Source organism: Biomaibacter sp. TOL (genome assembly GCF_059717795.1).
In genome coordinates this window covers 2,367,094-2,384,330 of sequence record NZ_AP046092.1, presented here as the reverse complement: position 1 = coordinate 2,384,330, position 17,237 = coordinate 2,367,094, and the positions used below count along the sequence as shown (strand labels likewise).

General features: G+C 37.5%; 28 protein-coding genes, 1 pseudogene and 2 riboswitches. Of the genes and pseudogenes, 6 read left to right on the top strand and 23 right to left on the bottom strand.

The genetic code is table 11. From position 1 onward, the window contains the following. Positions 1 to 44: 44 nt before the first annotated feature. Together AC6I1H_RS11865 and AC6I1H_RS11860 are read left to right on the top strand one after the other, a co-directional pair. Positions 45 to 326 carry a transposase gene (locus AC6I1H_RS11865; protein WP_497737358.1) on the top strand — a complete coding sequence of 94 codons (282 nt, stop codon included), beginning with the start codon at positions 45 to 47 and terminating at the stop codon, positions 324 to 326. Continuing rightward, entirely contained in the window at positions 323 to 1,240 is a 918-nt protein-coding gene (locus AC6I1H_RS11860; protein WP_497740700.1) for an IS3 family transposase, read from the top strand. Before AC6I1H_RS11865 ends, AC6I1H_RS11860 begins: the two co-directional genes overlap by 4 nt. Here the strand turns inward: AC6I1H_RS11860 and AC6I1H_RS11855 are convergent. After that, positions 1,202 to 1,453, bottom strand: a complete 252-nt coding sequence (locus AC6I1H_RS11855) for a hypothetical protein (RefSeq protein WP_497737785.1) — start codon at positions 1,451 to 1,453, stop codon at positions 1,202 to 1,204. The genes AC6I1H_RS11860 and AC6I1H_RS11855 overlap by 39 nt on opposite strands. Before the next feature lie 330 nt (positions 1,454 to 1,783). On the opposite strand from AC6I1H_RS11855, the gene AC6I1H_RS11850 reads away from it, so the two are divergent. Together AC6I1H_RS11850 and AC6I1H_RS11845 are read left to right on the top strand one after the other, a co-directional pair. Continuing rightward, on the top strand, positions 1,784 to 2,617 hold the full coding sequence (locus tag AC6I1H_RS11850) for a hypothetical protein (protein WP_497737784.1): 834 nt from the start codon (positions 1,784 to 1,786) through the stop codon (positions 2,615 to 2,617). Beyond that, positions 2,614 to 2,832 carry a hypothetical protein gene (locus AC6I1H_RS11845; protein WP_497737783.1) on the top strand — a complete coding sequence of 73 codons (219 nt, stop codon included), beginning with the start codon at positions 2,614 to 2,616 and terminating at the stop codon, positions 2,830 to 2,832. The genes AC6I1H_RS11850 and AC6I1H_RS11845 overlap by 4 nt, the downstream gene beginning before the upstream one ends. A 214-nt stretch (positions 2,833 to 3,046) precedes the next feature. Here the strand turns inward: AC6I1H_RS11845 and AC6I1H_RS11840 are convergent, their stop codons facing one another. The 11 genes from AC6I1H_RS11840 to AC6I1H_RS11790 form a co-directional block, all read right to left on the bottom strand. Further along, the gene (locus AC6I1H_RS11840) at positions 3,047 to 3,220 is read right to left on the bottom strand and encodes a hypothetical protein (RefSeq protein WP_497737782.1); all 174 of its coding nucleotides are present in this window, start codon (positions 3,218 to 3,220) and stop codon (positions 3,047 to 3,049) included. A 4-nt stretch (positions 3,221 to 3,224) separates the two neighbouring features. Continuing rightward, the gene (locus AC6I1H_RS11835) at positions 3,225 to 3,611 is read right to left on the bottom strand and encodes a sigma-70 family RNA polymerase sigma factor (RefSeq protein WP_497737781.1); all 387 of its coding nucleotides are present in this window, start codon (positions 3,609 to 3,611) and stop codon (positions 3,225 to 3,227) included. A 188-nt stretch (positions 3,612 to 3,799) separates the two neighbouring features. Then, complete coding sequence (locus AC6I1H_RS11830; RefSeq protein WP_497737676.1) at positions 3,800 to 5,491, bottom strand: IS1634 family transposase; 1,692 nt, start codon at positions 5,489 to 5,491, stop codon at positions 3,800 to 3,802. A gap of 487 nt (positions 5,492 to 5,978) precedes the next feature. After that, the gene (locus AC6I1H_RS11825) at positions 5,979 to 6,749 is read right to left on the bottom strand and encodes a DUF4367 domain-containing protein (RefSeq protein ID WP_497737780.1); all 771 of its coding nucleotides are present in this window, start codon (positions 6,747 to 6,749) and stop codon (positions 5,979 to 5,981) included. Beyond that, positions 6,733 to 7,311 carry an RNA polymerase sigma factor gene (locus tag AC6I1H_RS11820; RefSeq protein WP_497737779.1) on the bottom strand — a complete coding sequence of 193 codons (579 nt, stop codon included), beginning with the start codon at positions 7,309 to 7,311 and terminating at the stop codon, positions 6,733 to 6,735. Before AC6I1H_RS11820 ends, AC6I1H_RS11825 begins: the two co-directional genes overlap by 17 nt. A 116-nt stretch (positions 7,312 to 7,427) precedes the next feature. After that, complete coding sequence (locus AC6I1H_RS11815) at positions 7,428 to 7,883, bottom strand: DUF6147 family protein (RefSeq protein ID WP_497737778.1); 456 nt, start codon at positions 7,881 to 7,883, stop codon at positions 7,428 to 7,430. A 51-nt stretch (positions 7,884 to 7,934) separates the two neighbouring features. Further along, entirely contained in the window at positions 7,935 to 8,108 is a 174-nt protein-coding gene (locus tag AC6I1H_RS11810) for a hypothetical protein (protein WP_497737777.1), read from the bottom strand. 92 nt (positions 8,109 to 8,200) lie between these two features. Further along, positions 8,201 to 8,401 (bottom strand): hypothetical protein, encoded by a 201-nt coding sequence (locus AC6I1H_RS11805; protein WP_497737776.1) that lies wholly within the window; start codon positions 8,399 to 8,401, stop codon positions 8,201 to 8,203. Positions 8,402 to 8,588: 187 nt separating this feature from the next. Continuing rightward, complete coding sequence (locus AC6I1H_RS11800) at positions 8,589 to 8,849, bottom strand: hypothetical protein (protein WP_497740898.1); 261 nt, start codon at positions 8,847 to 8,849, stop codon at positions 8,589 to 8,591. After that, a complete protein-coding gene (locus tag AC6I1H_RS11795) occupies positions 8,773 to 9,084 on the bottom strand; it encodes an accessory gene regulator B family protein (protein ID WP_497737775.1) in 312 nt (103 codons plus the stop codon). Before AC6I1H_RS11795 ends, AC6I1H_RS11800 begins: the two co-directional genes overlap by 77 nt. Before the next feature lie 52 nt (positions 9,085 to 9,136). Continuing rightward, positions 9,137 to 9,613, bottom strand: a complete 477-nt coding sequence (locus AC6I1H_RS11790) for a hypothetical protein (protein ID WP_497737774.1) — start codon at positions 9,611 to 9,613, stop codon at positions 9,137 to 9,139. A 348-nt stretch (positions 9,614 to 9,961) separates the two neighbouring features. Here AC6I1H_RS11790 and AC6I1H_RS11785 point away from each other — a divergent pair, with 348 nt between their 5' ends. Next, entirely contained in the window at positions 9,962 to 11,026 is a 1,065-nt protein-coding gene (locus AC6I1H_RS11785) for a hypothetical protein (RefSeq protein ID WP_497737773.1), read from the top strand. Between the two features lie 186 nt (positions 11,027 to 11,212). Here AC6I1H_RS11785 and AC6I1H_RS11780 read toward each other — a convergent pair whose 3' ends face one another. The 4 genes from AC6I1H_RS11780 to AC6I1H_RS11765 form a co-directional block, all read right to left on the bottom strand. Next, the gene (locus AC6I1H_RS11780) at positions 11,213 to 11,386 is read right to left on the bottom strand and encodes a hypothetical protein (RefSeq protein ID WP_497737772.1); all 174 of its coding nucleotides are present in this window, start codon (positions 11,384 to 11,386) and stop codon (positions 11,213 to 11,215) included. Beyond that, a complete protein-coding gene (locus tag AC6I1H_RS11775; RefSeq protein ID WP_497737771.1) occupies positions 11,358 to 11,474 on the bottom strand; it encodes a helix-turn-helix domain-containing protein in 117 nt (38 codons plus the stop codon). The genes AC6I1H_RS11780 and AC6I1H_RS11775 overlap by 29 nt, the downstream gene beginning before the upstream one ends. A gap of 94 nt (positions 11,475 to 11,568) precedes the next feature. Then, a riboswitch (cyclic di-GMP riboswitch) is annotated at positions 11,569 to 11,657 on the bottom strand. 11 nt (positions 11,658 to 11,668) lie between these two features. Next, positions 11,669 to 11,815, bottom strand: a complete 147-nt coding sequence (locus tag AC6I1H_RS11770; protein ID WP_497737765.1) for a cyclic lactone autoinducer peptide — start codon at positions 11,813 to 11,815, stop codon at positions 11,669 to 11,671. Positions 11,816 to 12,420: 605 nt separating this feature from the next. Beyond that, entirely contained in the window at positions 12,421 to 12,816 is a 396-nt protein-coding gene (locus AC6I1H_RS11765; protein WP_497740896.1) for a hypothetical protein, read from the bottom strand. On the opposite strand from AC6I1H_RS11765, the pseudogene AC6I1H_RS11760 reads away from it, so the two are divergent. Continuing rightward, positions 12,761 to 13,713, top strand: a pseudogene (locus AC6I1H_RS11760) (copper amine oxidase N-terminal domain-containing protein). The gene AC6I1H_RS11765 and the pseudogene AC6I1H_RS11760 sit on opposite strands and share 56 nt — an antisense overlap. 74 nt (positions 13,714 to 13,787) lie before the next feature. Here the strand turns inward: AC6I1H_RS11760 and AC6I1H_RS11755 are convergent. From AC6I1H_RS11755 to AC6I1H_RS11725, 7 genes are all read right to left on the bottom strand, one after another. After that, positions 13,788 to 13,940 carry a hypothetical protein gene (locus AC6I1H_RS11755; protein WP_497737770.1) on the bottom strand — a complete coding sequence of 51 codons (153 nt, stop codon included), beginning with the start codon at positions 13,938 to 13,940 and terminating at the stop codon, positions 13,788 to 13,790. Then, positions 13,937 to 14,197, bottom strand: a complete 261-nt coding sequence (locus AC6I1H_RS11750) for a hypothetical protein (protein WP_497737769.1) — start codon at positions 14,195 to 14,197, stop codon at positions 13,937 to 13,939. The genes AC6I1H_RS11755 and AC6I1H_RS11750 overlap by 4 nt, the downstream gene beginning before the upstream one ends. Before the next feature lie 388 nt (positions 14,198 to 14,585). Next, on the bottom strand, positions 14,586 to 14,894 hold the full coding sequence (locus tag AC6I1H_RS11745; RefSeq protein WP_497737768.1) for a hypothetical protein: 309 nt from the start codon (positions 14,892 to 14,894) through the stop codon (positions 14,586 to 14,588). A 34-nt stretch (positions 14,895 to 14,928) separates the two neighbouring features. Continuing rightward, positions 14,929 to 15,366, bottom strand: a complete 438-nt coding sequence (locus AC6I1H_RS11740) for a sigma-70 family RNA polymerase sigma factor (protein ID WP_497737767.1) — start codon at positions 15,364 to 15,366, stop codon at positions 14,929 to 14,931. A gap of 100 nt (positions 15,367 to 15,466) precedes the next feature. Continuing rightward, positions 15,467 to 15,730: a helix-turn-helix domain-containing protein gene (locus AC6I1H_RS11735; RefSeq protein WP_497737766.1), complete on the bottom strand. Its 264-nt coding sequence runs from the start codon at positions 15,728 to 15,730 to the stop codon at positions 15,467 to 15,469. A gap of 99 nt (positions 15,731 to 15,829) precedes the next feature. Beyond that, positions 15,830 to 15,919, bottom strand: a riboswitch (cyclic di-GMP riboswitch). An 11-nt stretch (positions 15,920 to 15,930) separates the two neighbouring features. Further along, positions 15,931 to 16,077 carry a cyclic lactone autoinducer peptide gene (locus AC6I1H_RS11730; RefSeq protein ID WP_497737765.1) on the bottom strand — a complete coding sequence of 49 codons (147 nt, stop codon included), beginning with the start codon at positions 16,075 to 16,077 and terminating at the stop codon, positions 15,931 to 15,933. Between the two features lie 25 nt (positions 16,078 to 16,102). After that, a complete protein-coding gene (locus AC6I1H_RS11725) occupies positions 16,103 to 17,170 on the bottom strand; it encodes an NAD(P)/FAD-dependent oxidoreductase (RefSeq protein ID WP_497737764.1) in 1,068 nt (355 codons plus the stop codon). Positions 17,171 to 17,237: the final 67 nt, after the last annotated feature.

The following is a 17,237-nucleotide window of genomic DNA, read 5'->3' as shown; positions in this document are numbered from 1 at the left end:
AACGCACAACATGATAAAATAACTCTTGAAGGGGGAATTTTTCTATGGCAGCGAGGAAGAATTTTACTACGGAAGAAAAGCTCGCTATCTTATCCGAAGCTCAGAGTTCATGTACCACTAAAATAGCTGTCTGTAGGAAATACGGCATATCAAAAACTACAATCGATTACTGGAGAAAAAAGCTTTTAAACCCTAACGATAGTAACGATGATGACGAAAAAGTAAATCTCAGAAAAGAAAACATCATGCTTCGTTCTATCATCGTTGATAAAGACCTCGAAATTGCTTATCTAAAAGAGCTTCTAAAAAAAACCAACCGTCTATAGCCGATAAAATCGATCTAATAAAGCATTTATATTCTGAGGGCTATAATCTAGATTTTCTACTTAAAATTTCTAATATACCCAAAAGCACATTTTTCTATGAACCTCGACAAGAAAGTACGGATTCAAAGCGGGGATGCTCAAAGCCGGGTTATTCAGAAACACTTAGTGGTGAATATATATCCGATGAAATGATAAAGACCCTACTTTTTGATTTAGCTGAGGAATTCCCATTCTTTGGGTATAAAAAACTTACATTTCTCTTAAGGTCAAAGTTTGGAATTATTATCAACAAGAAAAAGGGTTACAGACTATGCAAAGAAATGGATCTGCTTTTGCCAGTTATTAAACACTACGCTTCTTCCAATACTGAAATAGTTTTCAAAAAAGTATCTGTCGAGGCCCCGAATACCCACTGGCAGATGGATATTACATATGTGACCATTTTCCCTAGAATAATCTTTATCCTGGATATAATAGATACATATACGTTAGAGATAGTGGGCTATAAGGCTGGTTTTTCGATAACAAAGAGCGATGTGATAAAAACCGTAACAAAAGCCATTGCATCAAGGCATATAACAGATAGTTTAACAATCAGAACCGATAATGGGCCGCAGTTTAAGTCAAAAGAATTTCAGGAATTTTGTACTAAACAGGGTATACTGCATGAGCGAATACCAGTAAGGTCGCCTGAAAGAAACCCAAATATTGAAAGATTTCATAGAACCTTGAAAGAAGAATATGTTAATTTAAATGATTTTGCCAGTTATAGTTCATTTTTTAAAGGCCTGGATGATTATATAAAATTTTATCTTTGCGAAAGGCCCCATGAATCTTTGAATTATATGACACCTTCAGCATTTTATGAAGCATTTTTAAGAAATACTGTGAATCGTGGCGTGTTGGTCGTTTAAGTCCAAATAATAGGGGGCCAGTACAAACCTATCACATGCCTGGTCTTCAAAAATGCTATCTTCTTCAGCCTTCAGGTCGATTTCCTCAACTTCATTATCTTCCGTTACCACCGGACAATTTAATATTAATGTCTCTTTTTTATTTTGTTCATGGTTTTTCTTCAAAAACCTGTAAGTTTTATATTTGATCCTTTTTTTAATATACGGTTCCATAAAAATCCCCCTATATTTTCCCTGTATATAAGACGAAGAAATGTAAAAAAAAGTTGCATCTTTTTTAAAAAATTTTTTTAGAAAAATGGTTTTTCATGGAATAATTTTTGAGGCTCGATGTCTTTATATATAGTAGAAGGGTAATTTATGGGAAAGAGGGTGGTTCCATTGGGCGTAATTGATTAATCACAAGAGCAATTTTCCAAAAAGCTATTACGGTTATTTTTGAATAAGCAGCTATTTGAGCAAGAATGATGGCAGAAAGTGTGAGTAGTTACATGCTGCCGGATATCAGTTGAAATATGCTTATATTGGGAGAAGGTTGTAGTAATGAACAATAGGAATAAACTTATTGGCTTTTGTATTTTTGCTATAGTAACAATAATGTTATTTTTAACTTGCTGTACTAAGGACAACAAGGATGAAGCCGCATTTTTAAATCACAAAATGTATATAAACGGGTTAAGACAAGATAAGACTTCAATTAATTTAATTTTCATCGATGATAGGAATAATCCCCAGTTGAAACATATCTTAAACAAAGCTCAAAAAATTTCTTTCTATAATGTAAATGGAATTGAGGTAAATGAACATGAAATAATTGATGGTGATAATTATAAAGATATGCGTTTATATTCTCTGATCTTAGGAATTAAGTATTCTACGCCAGGTACATTTAAAACGGATAAAATAGCTTTACATCTTGATGATGGTAGTATTATCTATTACCGGATCGGAGAATGTAATTTCAATGTTTATGAGGACCGGGAGGCAAATTTTGAAATAAATTCACATACTTCAGCAAGCACATCCTTGCACACATATTCCTTTGCACTGACCTCTATTTCCCCGCGAAGAATAATAATCCATGATATAGATGCGGGCAATTTCGAAGAGTATAAAAAAGATGTCATAGCACTGATTAATGATAAAGAAGTCAATAACTTCGACAATGTAACTCTTAATAGAGGCGACAAAATAGAAATAAAGATAGTGTTTAATGACTTAAATGAATATGATCTATACTGTTTCAATCCTGTGCTTAAATATGAAACAGATGGTGAATTACACGTCTACACGCCAATATACACTATGTATGGCTTGCCTTTTAGCGAAGATAAGATAAAAAGTGTATATCAAAAATACAAGGAGGGTGTTCTATGAAAAAGAATGTCATTTTTATAATCACCATGATCGCATTGCTATTGCTAAACATGCAATACGTCTTTGCGGATAGTAAAATTGGCGCCCCGGTAAGTAAAAGTGAGATTAAAGATTATAAAACAGAGAACTCGCATTATATTGAGAGTGATAAAGATGATGCTGAAGTCAAGCCATTAGCAGGTATTGAAGGGTTAAAGCCCATGAATTATATGTAATTATTATTCTGATATATGGATATTGGAATAGATAGGGATAAGAATGGATATTAGCGAATCTAAAAAAGAAAAAAGAGTAAGGACCACCATCATTTTGGTGGTCCTGTTTGATATCACCAAAAACACGGTTGCCGATAAAATGAACGTAAACAGTCTGATTATATTTTTGTTCATACTTCATCATCCTTTCAAATATTTTGGTTATAAACTCTGCTTATTGACACTTGCCCTTTCTATAAAGCTCAATTATCTCAATAATCAATTCCTGCTCAAGATCTTCCCTGTCATTTTCTGGTGCCAAACTGGAATATTTCAATATCAGCGGCATGTATTTTTTTATTATATTTTCTTCCATAACCCCTCTCTGCTGCAACATATCTTCTTGCATTTTCTCACTTCTTTCTTTTGTATCCGATTTGATTTAAGTAATCTCTCATTTCCTTCATGGCTTTTTTCATTGTTTTGCTTACCTTTGACTGGCTGATTCTCAACATTTTGGCTATTTCTGCTTGACTGCAACCTCTTACCTTTGATAAGATGACAATTTTTCTCTCAAGGGGCGAAAGAATTGATAAAGCTTGTCTCAAAACCAACCTATCACATGCCTGGTCTTCAAAAATGCTATCTTCTTCAGCCTTCAGGTCGATTTCCTCAACTTCATTATCTTCCGTTACCACCGGACAATTTAATATTAATGCCTCTTTTTTATTTCGTTCATGGTTTTTCTTCAAAAACCTGTAAGTTTTATATTTGATCCATTTTTCAACATACGGTTCCATAAAAATCCCTCTTTTGCATTTACCTATATAAAAGACGAAGAAACACAAAAAAAGTTCCATTTTTTTAAAAAAATTTTTAGAAAAGCGGATTTTTATGGAATAATTTTTGAGGCTCCATGTCTTTATCCCACATTTCGCACCCTTCCATGTAATGGATCAATAATTTTTACCAAGTGAAATATAAGTATCTATTCAATAAGATAATGCGGATATTCCCTAATGGAAGTATAAATATCCGGCGTTAAACCGATTAGGGAAAGTATCTTTTCCAAAGGCTCCTCATTAGGAATCTCGGGAAGAGCCCGGCATTCCTTGTCACCTTCAACATAGCCTATGGTCTGTATAGGCTTTAATAACTCAAGAATCCTATTGCCGGTTGGTTTTTCAGTCTTTACTTTGCCTGCTACGAAGATATATTCTCCCTGTTCTTCCAGAGCTTTTCTCATACGCCTTTGCAGTATCTGGTAGATGAAAAGAGCAAGAAAGAGTACATAACACAAAGCTTCTATTCGGCTTTCCTTCTTCAAATATATGGCATCAAGAAAGATGGGGCTCTTTAAAAATCTAAAGGATGTCTCTACAGTCGTTTGATTTTTATACTCTTTTAGAATATCATAAGGAGATTTATCCAGCCTGTTTGTAATAAGTACAAAACAGCTGGCCTGCTCTAAAGCTTTTTGCTTGGCATCGTTGTCGAGTTCTCCTAAAGTGCATTTTATCTGGTATACTGTCTTGGTTTGAGGTATATAATCCTTTGGGGGCCTGCCCTTACCTTCTCTTTTTACAGGTTTTGTTCTTTCAATTACTTGAAAGTCCAATGGGTAAAAATCATTATCATGATCTTTTTTGAAAAGCTCTATTTGCTTTTGAGCATCGGCTTTGCAGAAAAACTCTCTTGAGCTTAATTCTCGAGTTTCTTTTTTAAGTGTTTTGCATAGTTCATCCAGTTTTTTATCTATGCTTTTGGTCTTTCTTTTATCAAGTTTGGAGGAATGAACTACTACAAACTTGTATTTAATGTCATCAATTGTCCTGATAAATTCCTGAACTTTATACTCGGCGGCATTTTTTTGATTGGAGATTTTGCCTATAAAGGTCCAATCATTCTTTTTCCATGCAAGGTCAATGAGGTTTTTCTCCAGTTCAAAGGTGGCGGGAAATCTTGAAATAAAATACAGTTTTTTATGCATCTTTTTTAGGTTATCTTTTGTTATTAGAGCCGAATCTGCTACATAGATGAGGGATGTTAAGTCAATTTTATCAAGGTCTTTTGACAGGACATCGATAAATTCATTGTTCCATGTTTTATCATCTTTATTTCCATCTAGAGGCTGCCCTAATACCGGTATACCATCTTGATTTACACACAGGCCTATTTTTAGCTGTTTTAGATCCGGGCGGTGATCTTTGCTATGGCCACATACCAGCTTTATGAATGAATTTAGGTCATCGTCTTCTTGATTTTCATATTCACCGTAAACACTTACAGATGTGGTATCTGAGTGAAGATGTGTAATGGTTATATCCTCGCTGCTTAATGCTTGCAGAATAATGGATGATATTATTTTCTTGGGGTTTGATTCTGCAAGTTTATCTAATGCTCTTGCAAGGCAGTCATCGTTTAAATCTTGCAAAAGGACTCCTTTACCAAAGAGGTTGGCAAGATCCTGGTAAAGGTAAAATCTGCTGACTAAATAAAGGGGTGCTCTTGTTGCAAGGATGTTTATGACCAGAGCTTTTATTCTTATCCCCGGGGATAATTTGCACTGGGAAGCATCCCAGGGTAAGAGTTTATCCAGGTTTTTGCCTATATTTAGTTGCTCCCATATGGCGGAGATAACTGGTGCTGGGCCTGCGTTGAATATTTTCATTTTGTTCATCATAACATCACCAGTTATCATAATACAACAATTCTGAAAAAAGTACAAGTCCAATTTTTACCAATTTGGCTTTTTTTGAAAAATTTTTTGAGATGTTCATTAAAAAATGTTAATTTGTTTTTTGAAGGGGTGCGGAATATGTGCTTTATATATAGTAGAAGGGTAATTTATGGGAAAGAGGGTGGTTAAAATTAAAGTCTGGAAAATAACTCAAACGTATTATCGGGTTACAAAGACTATTTGAAGTTTTAGGAGGCGTAAAGGCTATGAAACTTGAAAGAATTGTAGATATTTACCTAATATTCTACAAGCAGAATAACAATTGATCGAAAAAATATAAATTTCTTCATTACAGGACTCGTCATATCTTTTGTTGCAGTAGCAATGATATTGTTAACGGGCTGTACTAAGGACAACAACGGTGAAGCCGCATTTTTAAATAAAAAAGTTCCACAAAAATTTTATAGAACCTTCCATAAGCTGGATTCTAATCGGTATATTGTAACTTTTCGCTTAATTTTATTATATCTTTTTCTGTTACAAAGCCGGAGACGGTGACCTGATGGCCGTTTTCTACGAACAGCAGGTCATAGGAACCGTCCTTAAATTTTATTAAATGAGCGCTGTTCCCCCGTACCTGCACTTCTTTTGCCTGAGCATCATCACTGTCATACATATAGCCGCTGGCACTTCTCTTGCTCGAATACACTTCAAGGATTGACAGCTCCTGTTTTTCCTGGTTTTGAAAGTTTAGCCTTAACCTGTGAACGGACTTATCCACTTGCTCATATATGCCATCTGAAAATCTATAACCTTCGGGAACCCATACGGGCATAAGAACCGCATCTGGCAAATCCTTTAATTGTTTTAAATCCGTAATGCGCACTTCACTGAGGGCAAACTCCTGAGTTTGCGTTTCGCTTATTTCCCCAGCTTCCACTCCTTCTCCAGATCCCATCAATATATTGTTCAAGGGGCCTTTTATAACAATTCGTATGGCATTCATGATGCGGATGCCGAAAGCGGAAACTTTCCCGGGAAAAAATATGGAAAAGGATAACACAATTAAAAGAAGCATTGCTGCAATGGCCCGCACATTATTAAATGCAAAAAATCTCGTTTTCTTACTCTTACGTTGAATAGCCGGTTTCAGGTCCGCCCAGAATTCTTCCAACGGCGGCATCTCCATGTCTTTCATCATTTCTTTTGTCAATTCCTTTATAAATTCATCCTCCTGATTCTCATTGAAAATGGCCATAGCTTTCACTCCCTTTTGCCATATTCAAATGAATCTTATTGTATTCTCTGTCCATAGCCACTTTTATGGCCTGCCGGAGCCGGGATATTCTGGATTTAATAGTACCTTGAGGCACATCAAGCATTCGGGCTATTTCTGAATCAGATTTTTCTTCAACAAACTTGAGATAATACATCAATTGATTCTGCGGTGATAATTTTCTCACTATCCCCTTTAGCACTTCTATCTGTTCCCTTAAGACCACGATATTTTCTACGGTTTCTACGGGAGTATTGAATTGTTCGATATTATCGGTAAAAACATACGGTTTCCTCTGTTTCAGAAAATCTCTGGCTTGATTCATGGCTATTTTTGCAAGCCAGACTCTTACCTTATCGGCGTCTCTCAGTTCATACAATTTTTCCTGTGCTATAAGAAATGCTTGTTGAGTGGCGTCCTTTGCAATCTCCGAATCCTGACAGGCAAAATAAGCCGCACCATATGTGCTCTTATAGAACAGGTCCGCCAGCAACTTCATTTTCGCCACTATATCCTCTTTGGCCCCATTCCTATTTTCAACCAAAGAAATCTCTCCCCATAAATCCATCTTTTAACATAATTCTCTATTTTGGGCTGATTTTCCTTCTCAAAGAAAAAATAAAGAAGAGCATTTCTGCTCTCTAAAATCTTTTTTAAAATTTATTTTATTGTTATGTCAGAACTGTAAGATTTACCTGTTTCTGTAATGTTGCCTTTTTTAACCGAATGAACAGCTCTTAATCGGTATTTATAACCTTTCGGGATATAAATGGAATTTATCTTGCCCCAAACTTTAGAAGTATTATATTCATCAATGGTCGGCCATGTTTTATAATCGGACCATTTCCCGCTTGTATATCTTTCCAGATAAAATTTTATACCGATGGAGTCAACCAATTTATATGCTGTTGTATAGCCTGAGATACTTATATTTTCTGAGCCTTTCTCCTCTATAGAGCACTGACCGCTTTTCAAATATTGATATGATTTTATTCCTATCTCGGATAAAGGCAGGCTGTTTTGAAAATCTGCCAATACCATACTATGATTTAATAACACCAAAAATATAGCTGCCGATAAAATGACCGTAATCAATCTGATTATATTTTTGTCCATACCACATTCTCCCTTTCAAACATTTTCTCAAATATTTTTGCTACGAACTGGTTATTGACACTTGCCCTTCCTATAAAGCTCAATTATCTCAATAATCAATTCCTGTTCAAGGTCTTCCCTGTCATTTTCTGGTGCCAAACTGGAATGTTTCAATATCAGCGGCATGTATTTTTTTATTATATTTTCTTCCATAACCCCTCTCTGCTGCAACATATCTTCTTGCATTTTCTCACTTCTTTCTTTTGTATCCGATTTGATTTAAGTAACCTCTCATTTCCTTCATGGCTTTTTTCATTGTTTTGCTTACCTTTGACTGGCTAATTCTCAACATTTTGGCTACTTCTGCTTGATTGCAGCTTCTTGTCTTTTTCAGCGTTCAGGTCGATCTCCTCGACCTGGTCATCTCCCATTGCCACCGGACAATTTAATATTAATGCCTCTTTTTTATTTCGTTCATAGTTTTTCTTCAAAAACCTGTAAGTTTTATATTTGATCCATTTTTCAATATACGGTTCCATAAAAATCCATGTCTTTCATCATTTCTTTTGTCAAATCCTTTAAAAATCATCCTCATGTTTCTCATTGAAAATGGCCATAGCTTTCACCTCCTTTTGCCATTTTCATATGAGTATTGCAAACATCTGAACTGTAAATGCAAAGATTATCATGAGGTTTTTTATTAATCACTTTTACCATGCCCCGCTGTTATATTAATCTTTCCTTTAAAAACTGGAATTTGTTTTTACTCATCAGCACCGTTTTGTCATAATTATGAAATGTTATTATATATGAATCGCCCAAATTCTGTATCATGTCGATTAAATTTACATTTACTATGCCATTTTTTTCGATGAAAACAATATCATCCAGATTAAGAAATACAATGCCTTCATCGGTCCGCAGAGGGACTTTCCCGGTAAGTTTGAGCTTGTTTCGTATTGTGTCGCAAAGAAAAACACATACCATAAGTTTTCAAGTGCGCTCCTCCGGCAAAATGGCGTATGAGCACATAAGATGCAAGACTTACCACTGTTTCGGTAAAAGTGTTCAGCACTAAAGATACTGCCAGTATGGTCGTGAATTTTAAAAAAGTGCCTAAAATAATCACGAGCCCGTATTCTATGACATCGGTTTCATATTTATCGGAGGCTGCGCCAAGGACAATCAATTTTGACAATGTTCTGGAGCATTTTTGAAGCATGCCCTTCTCACCTACCCTTTCAAAAATGATATATTGTGCTTCATAGTATAATCTATAATTCTTCAAACGAATTCAAATGATAAATAAGATAAAAAACGAGGAGAGTAATGCCCGCAACGGGAAGGAATAGGGCTATATCCAGCCAGGGATTTTCCTGCAGGATGAAAATCGGCATTTTGAGTTGGTTCAACACAAGCAACACAACTATATACTGTATGGTGCCATATATGACTGTCACTATAAAAATTGGTATGAAACAATGCTGAACCTTTACCCTGCACAATAAGCTGAACAGCATAGTCAATGTCGCAATAAGTATCACCATATGAAAACTCGATAAAAAATACTGGGATATACCTATGGGTATTTTTCTTATTATCAGAGTGATGATCCCCTGAATTGCAGAAATGATGAATATTCTGCTATAATTCGGGTTTTCCTGTTTCATCATTTTGATGGAAATTGCCAGAATCAAAAAGGCTTCAGGTACTGACACGAGAGCTGCCACGTACCAGGGTATGGGAAACATTTTTCACTCCTCCCGGATCATTATAAACTTTCTAAATGCTTTCTACATTTTTTTGTCGTTTCCTGCCGCTCTGGAACAACTGGCGCCTTTTCCGGTACAACTGGCGGTTTTTCGGGTATGAACGGCGGAAAGGGAGTGGTATAATTAAAATACCAGATATATTGCTATAAATTTAACGGGAGTGAAATAAGAATGGATTCAGGCTCAAGCGGCACAGGACATTTGTTCTGCTAATCATCTGGTCAATAATTGTTCTGATTGAATACTGACAGATAAGAAAGGCAATTAAAATAAATTGCCTTCTTGATGCAGGGGTAATTAATTATACAGGCAAGGAGGGGAGAATCAATGATGATATTAAAAGCGGTGAATCGTCAATTGCGTCAAAAGGTCATTTTTATAACAAAACTTGTGCTCATTCTTTCAGTTGTTTTGGCAAACCAGGGTCGCTCCTTGCAGGCAAGAAAAGATCAAGTAAAAACCGAAGTGGTTCCGGAACCCGGCCCATCTGTTAGGACAATTTCAGAAGAAGTTTTCAGGAATGATGATTATATAACCGAGACCCCGATTCTCTGGTCCAAGGATAGCTCAGAGTTATACTACATTGCCTATCAATCCGACAAGAGTGTTCCTCTGGAGATATGGAAGTTTGACGGGCAAAAGAAGGAAAAAGTTGCCCAATTGGATTACCAGGAGGATTACATTAATTACCACCTGGGAGCGTTTATTAAGCGCTCTTCATGGTCGCCTTCAAACGACATGCTTGGATTTATTTTAGAAATCGGATGGGGAACCTTCTATCAAATGGTGGTCTTGGATATTAAAACAGGTAAAGTTGACCTAATAGACAACATCTATGATTTTGACTGGTATCCCCGGGAAAATAGGCTCGTGCTGGTTAAGCAATCGGAGCCCCATTCCCTCAAGACCATGGCCATGGTTTATGACCCGGAAAAGAATCAATCAAGGGAATTGTCGGAAGCGCCAAAGAATATCACGGGTGTTGCCTTTGACAACAGCGGCAACCTATATGTGGCAGAAGAGGAATCCAGGAAGGCTTTTCGGATTGACTCCAAAGGAAACAAGCAATATGTCGGTCTGACGGAAGACCTTCTGCCATCATTGGATAGAACCCTTATAGCATTGATTTCCCAAAGCGATGAAGGCGAAACAATAGTCTTGCATGACATTGAAAAACAAGAAACCAGGGAAATCTTCCGGGGTGATGTTAAAAAGGTATACTGGGGCAATGGCAACACTCTGCAACTGGTTATGCTCGATAAGATCCTCTTTGTAGCAGGGGAAGATTTTAAAACAGTGGAAGCACGATCCCCTTCAGCGCCTTCTCCGGATAATAGAAAGTTTCTGGTAGAGACAGAAGATTATAGCGTAGACCTTGTTGCGATAGATTAAGCACCTGTTAAGAACCATGCTTTTCTGTTAAGTTCAAAGTTGTTAGGTATATGGACTGTACAGAATCATTATCGTTCACCACCTTTGAGCTTGTCTAATTTAACTACAAGCACTGTGGCGGTAACGGCACCGGTCAAAGTCCCAAGATAGGCGTAGATCCTGTGCGGCTAAAAATCCATAAAATTTTTAGTTGCTTTTTCTGTTGGTGAAAATGTTTTTCAGTTCTTCCTTGCCCCAGGTGCTTTTTTCTTTGTATCTTTTTGTGGCATTTATTATCCATTCTACAATCTCCAGGCAAGCATCTTCACCGCCGAAGCGGCGGGCATATTTTTTAATAATATTTTTTAATAATAGGTTCAAACCGCTCAACCACTTGGCTGAGAGCTTCTTTGTCTCCGCTTTGGGCTTTGAGTATGAGTTCTTTTAGTTTAGGTTTTTTAGCCACCATTATCGTCCCCGTTTCATTGAATTTTTTTGTCTATTAAAAGGACAAAAAAGAGACCCGCCTATCGGAAAGACGGCAGGCCTTAATATGTCGAAATAGCGGCAGCCAGACTGTCATAGCGCATCAAACGCCTTAGACCCTGTGGCTTTGCGCCCTTATCTTTCGATAAGTTTGCCTTTGTCTCTATTGTTTAGTTTTCACCTCGTTGAAGCTTTTTTTAGTGCGTCCGGGATATCTGGTTCGTACAGTATCCATATGCTGGCGGGACTCACGCCTGTAAATGCGACTAAGGTTATTACTGAGGCTAGAGATGCAAGAAGGCTTTTGCTGATTTTTTTGAACATGGTTTTCGCCTCCTTTCTGATTTTTCTTATGATTTCTTCTACATTTGTTTGAAATTTCCTGCCATTCTGGAACAACTGGAGCTTTTTCCGGTACAACTGGCGGTTTTTTGGGTATGAACGGCGAAAGGATGGTGGTATAATGAATAAAGGAATAAATAAAAATGTTAACTTTTTGGCGTTATGAGAATATTAAATATATTGTCCTTCGAGAAAGTTATTAAGATAGAGAGAGGATTTTATTAAATTGACACTAAAAATATTTGGAACCGATATTCTAATTACTAATGAAATTATTATTTATTTAATAGTATTTACAATAGCTTTTTATTTTGTTATTTATTTCAGATTTAAAAGTGAATTTAACTATAATCTGCAAATTATTAAATTGGTTTCGGCTTTAATTTCTGGTTTTATAGTATTGCTGGTATTTTTTATGTATAATATTACGTATAATAAATATGGAATTATTTCCCCTGCAACAGTTATAATTATTATATTATTTAATCTTATTCTTTGGTTGATTAAGAAGTTAAAAAATAAGAAATAAAAAGGGGAGATATGCTAAAAACATCTCCCTTACGTCTAAAGAATATAACATCCATATATTAATCAAATGTATCTATATAAAAATAGTTAGTTTCTTTACCCTTGTAAGTACCATCATCATCCCATATATGGAGGTAGTGATAGATGGTAGTGCCTTTTTGAGTCATTTCATGTTGTATGGACCAGCCTACTCTTGGAACAATTTCTAAATCAGTTTCATCATCTGATAATAAAAATCCACTAATCTGTAATGTGGCTGAAACTGCATTCACAATCCAACTTAATTTATTATGTACGCTGAGAATAGTAAGTGCCAAATTGAGAACAAGCCCTTTTGTCTTATACTGGGTTACTTCACTTTGAGTATCGGAATAAGGTTTTAGAGGGAGGGCATTCTTTATGTTGAAAAAATCATTGATATTTTTGAGTGTTTTTTTCCTTGTTACTCTTATCAACCCTGCTTTTGCTGCTCAGCCAATAAAAGTCACTGTAGATGGTTTTAAACTTGATTTTGATGTATCTCCGATTCTTGAGAACGGGAGGGTTTTGGTCCCCCTCCGGGCCATCTTTGAGGAATTGGTGCTCAAGTGAACTGGGATGATAGTTCAAAAAAGATAACCGCGACAAAAGATAATAAAACCGTATCTCTCGTGGTGGGAGAAAAAACAGCGTATGTAGACGAAAAGCCTGTGAAGTTGGATGTTCCTGCAAGAATAGTCAGGGGAAACACCCTTGTCCCTGTAAGATTTATATCCGAAGCGCTTGGCAGTGAAGTGATATGGAGGCAGGATTCAGGATTTGTGGCGATAAGGACAAAACCACAGATGGTATGGATGAAAAGGCCTGAACTTAATCAAGGGCCCGGTATAGATCGCATGCCTTTTTTGGCGATGACGTATATTTGCCCAAGCGGCAATCCAATTAAGAAGGAGCTGGGTGTAGAACCATACGATGCAGGTCAGGATATAATGATAAAAATATCTCTTACTTACAACATTAATACACCTAAGTATAAAGATTATTTTAAGACAGAAACCTTGAATGTCATAGAATATTCCCCTTATATAACCATCTCTTCAGAAGATGAAAAAATTTTAAAAATTGAGCTTCCTGCTTTTAAGGGCTCTATGAAACCCGGGGAAGAATATTATATAATATACTATTGGGATCAGAAAGATAAAGCCGGAAAACAGGTTCCAGCCGGATGGTATTCTTTCGATTTTGATTGGGATCCGCAACAAGCGTATAACCCTAATATCCTGAGATATTCCGACGAAAACGGAAACGAATATGCACAAGATGATATGATACGATTGTTTTTTACACATTACGGAATTAAGATCGAAAACTAGAAATATTATAAAAAGCCCCGGAAGATAAGCTTTATTTCCGGGGTTTTTGATTCATCTAGCATTGTGGGAGATACTTACACCAACCTCCATCCATGAAGGGCCGGGGAGTATCCGTTTGCCGCATGTATAAACTGATACTGGTATGTTCTGCTTGTATTTGCAGGAATACTGTCCTCAAGCCAGTTCCACCATTGGTTATTTTTATCATCGTGTCTTGGATCGCTCATTCTACAGTTCCATTAAAATTGATTACGGGAATGACAAGCGAGCTATCTCCACCAGGACCAATATAGGCCTTAATTGTTTTTGCGGTGCTGGTATCATTTAAAACCGCAACGTTAAATAAATATTGAACGCCCCAGTTGCCAAGATTATGATCGCTTGATGAACACGTCCGCCATTGTTTAGCGGATGGATCATAAATACTTATCATCTCATTTGCATTACCGGATGCACAGTCACATGTCAGATATTTGTATGGCATTTGGCTCACCTTTAGACTCAGGGAAGCCCTGATGAAATATGAATCTCCTTCTCCCCTATATTGTTTTTCTCCTGGAATCCAATCATAACAATCAGCATATCCATTTTCCGGAATCTCTTGTAAAAGTCAAAGGATTCACGCTCGTACCATCTGTAAGTCTTGTTACTTTGTTATTGCGGTCATAAAATATTGCCATTGTAAAACCTCCCAAAATTTAATTTTCCCAAGACATTGTTAAGCATATTAAACGAATCTGCATTTATAATAAAATCAAGGCCCCATGTTTATCACCTCCGTTTTGTTTGATTAATTTCCCTTACACTATATAAAGAGAAAACAGGGGCCTTTTTAATAACCCCCCTATCCAAAAAAATTTTTTTGTTATCCTTTATTCTTTTTCCTTAAGGTCTTTCCCCTTCGCACTTCCCAGGCTGTCACTTATTATCTGCCAGCTTCCCATAGCCGATGTCGTTATCAATAGTCCGTTTAGCAAATATAACGGTATATTTATGACTGTAAATTCACCTCTTGCAACACTGGTGAAAATAACAATTGCTTCGGCCACTATGAATACAAGCCATCTTGTGGGCAGCAGTTTGAAACATTTTATTTCTTTAATAAATTCCACTACAAGCACTGTAGCTGTAACGGCACCAGTCAATGTGCCAAGGGAAATGTAAGTAAACTGATCCTCCATACTTCTTCACCCCCAGGATGGAGGATACATATTTTTAGTTCATATATTCTTTCATATACTTTTCCATGTACTCTTTCATCTTTTTTAACGCTCTGCTCTTAATACTGTGGACAGCCGGTTGGGATATGCAGAGCTTCTCTGCTGTTTCCTTTTCGGTCATTTCTTGCAAAAATATCATTTTTATTACTTGCTGCTGCTTTAATGTCAAATGCGATAAAACTTGCTCAATATCTATGTTTTCCTCCATTTTTGATACCATGTTGCTGCCGTCAGCAATGGTGTCGATCATTTCTATAAAGTCACTTTCTTGATCGCAAATAGGTTTGTTCAGAATCAACATCTCATGCTGTTTTAAATATTGCTGTTTTCTTGCTATTTTCAATGCTTCGCGTTTGATTCCGGTTATATACCATGATGTTATCCTGGCTTCTTCCGGATCATATTTGCATATTTCTGAAAGATTCGAGACCATTTTGTCCCCACCTCCCTCTAAATATATTTTTGCCTGTACTATATAAAGAGAGGACAGGGACATATTTTTATAACCCCTTCTGGGAAAAATCTAAAAATTTTTATGTCTTTTTTGTATTATTAGAAGAGTTATTAGCAGAGAGAAATTTTTTAAGTTCTTCCCTGCCCCATGTGCTTTTTTCTTTATATCTTTTTGTGGCATTTATTATCCATTCTACAATCTCCAGACAAACATCTTCACCGCCGAAGCGGCGGGCATACTTTTTAACAATAGGTTCAAACCGCTCAACCACTTGGTTTAGAGCTTCTTTGTCTCCGTTTTGGGCTTTGAGTATGAGTTCTTTTAGTTTTGGCCTCTTTGCCATAATTATCAACCCCTTCTCATCATGGCTTCTCCTATTCTTAAAATGGTCAAAAAAGAGACCCGCCTATCGGAAAGACGGCGGGCCGTAATATGTCAAAATAGCGGCAGCCAGGCTGTCATAGTGAATGCAGTCACCTTAGACCCTGTAGCTTTGCGCCCTTATCTTTCGATAAGTTTGCCTTTGTCTCTATTGTTTAGTTTTCACCTCGTTGAAGCTTTTTTTAGTGCGTCCGGGATATCTGGTTCGTACAGTATCCATATGCTGGCGGGACTCACGCCTGTAAATGCGACTAAGGTTATTACTGAGGCTAGAGATGCAAGAAGGCTTTTGCTGATTTTTTTGAACATGGTTTTCGCCTCCTTTCTGAAATTGTCAGAGCAGCTTCTCTAAAAATTTTACGACGAGCGGATTCATCAGGCGGGGATGGGATAAAAGCTTATAAAGCCGCATTTTGCAAGCTATCGACAGGATATTATCGACCTGCTCCAGGTTTCTCCTTCTCCACGCCTCCGCCACCATGTCTTCAAATTGCAGCCTCCGGTAAAGCAGTTTCTTGAGTTCTGCCTCATATTTTGCAGGGCCATCCGCCAGCGCCCTGGCTGCCGTAATCCCGCTCAGCACCGCCATGTCTATTCCGCCGCCGTGCAGCGGCGATGTGAGACCTGCTGCATCCCCAACCAGCAGAACGTTGTCGTACACCAGCTTTTCCGGCATCCTGGTGGGGCAGATGCCGCCGAGCACCTTCACAATTTTGTGTTTTTCATCGTCAAGCCCTTCCTTTTTGATTACTTCATCCAGCATATTTCTTAAATTGCGCCGGGATAAAGGGTTAAAATCGCCAATTCCCACGTTGGCGGTTTGTCTCCCCTGCTCGTCCTTGCCCTTGGGAAATATCCAGTAGTAACCCCAGAAATCCGGCAAAAAACCGACCTTCAGGGCGTTACCGATGTGCGAAAAATCTCCCTCCACCAGGTATTGAACCGTCTTTCCGGAGTTTTGTACGTAAAAGTTTGAAAAGCCAAGTGCCCTCGAGGTCACCGAAGGCGCCCCGCTGGCATCGATTATAAAATCATATTCAGTCTTTAATTTTTTCAGGTCATTCAGCAAAACAGGAGAATTTTCCATTATCCTGACGCCTTTTTCGATGGCTCTTCTGGAAAGCTCTTTCTGCCAGGTGCTCCTGTCTATCATCCACAGGTTCAGGGAACTGGCATCAATTCTATATGTAGAACGGGCTTCAAATATAATCGCCTCAACCTTGAACCTGACACCTGCACACGGCTTGCCCAAAAGTTTCAGCACGTCGAAAAATCCTTCGGCGCACCGGATATCTTCACCGATTTTCCCTTTTTCCATGAGGGTGACATCAAGTCCACTTAAAGCGGCTTCGGCGGCTGCAAAAAGCCCGCCCGGTCCCCCGCCAATAACCAGAACCTTCAATCATATCAGCCTCCATTCTGCCGCTATCCATACCGTCAAAATAGCATGATGTTGGTTTTTAACCATG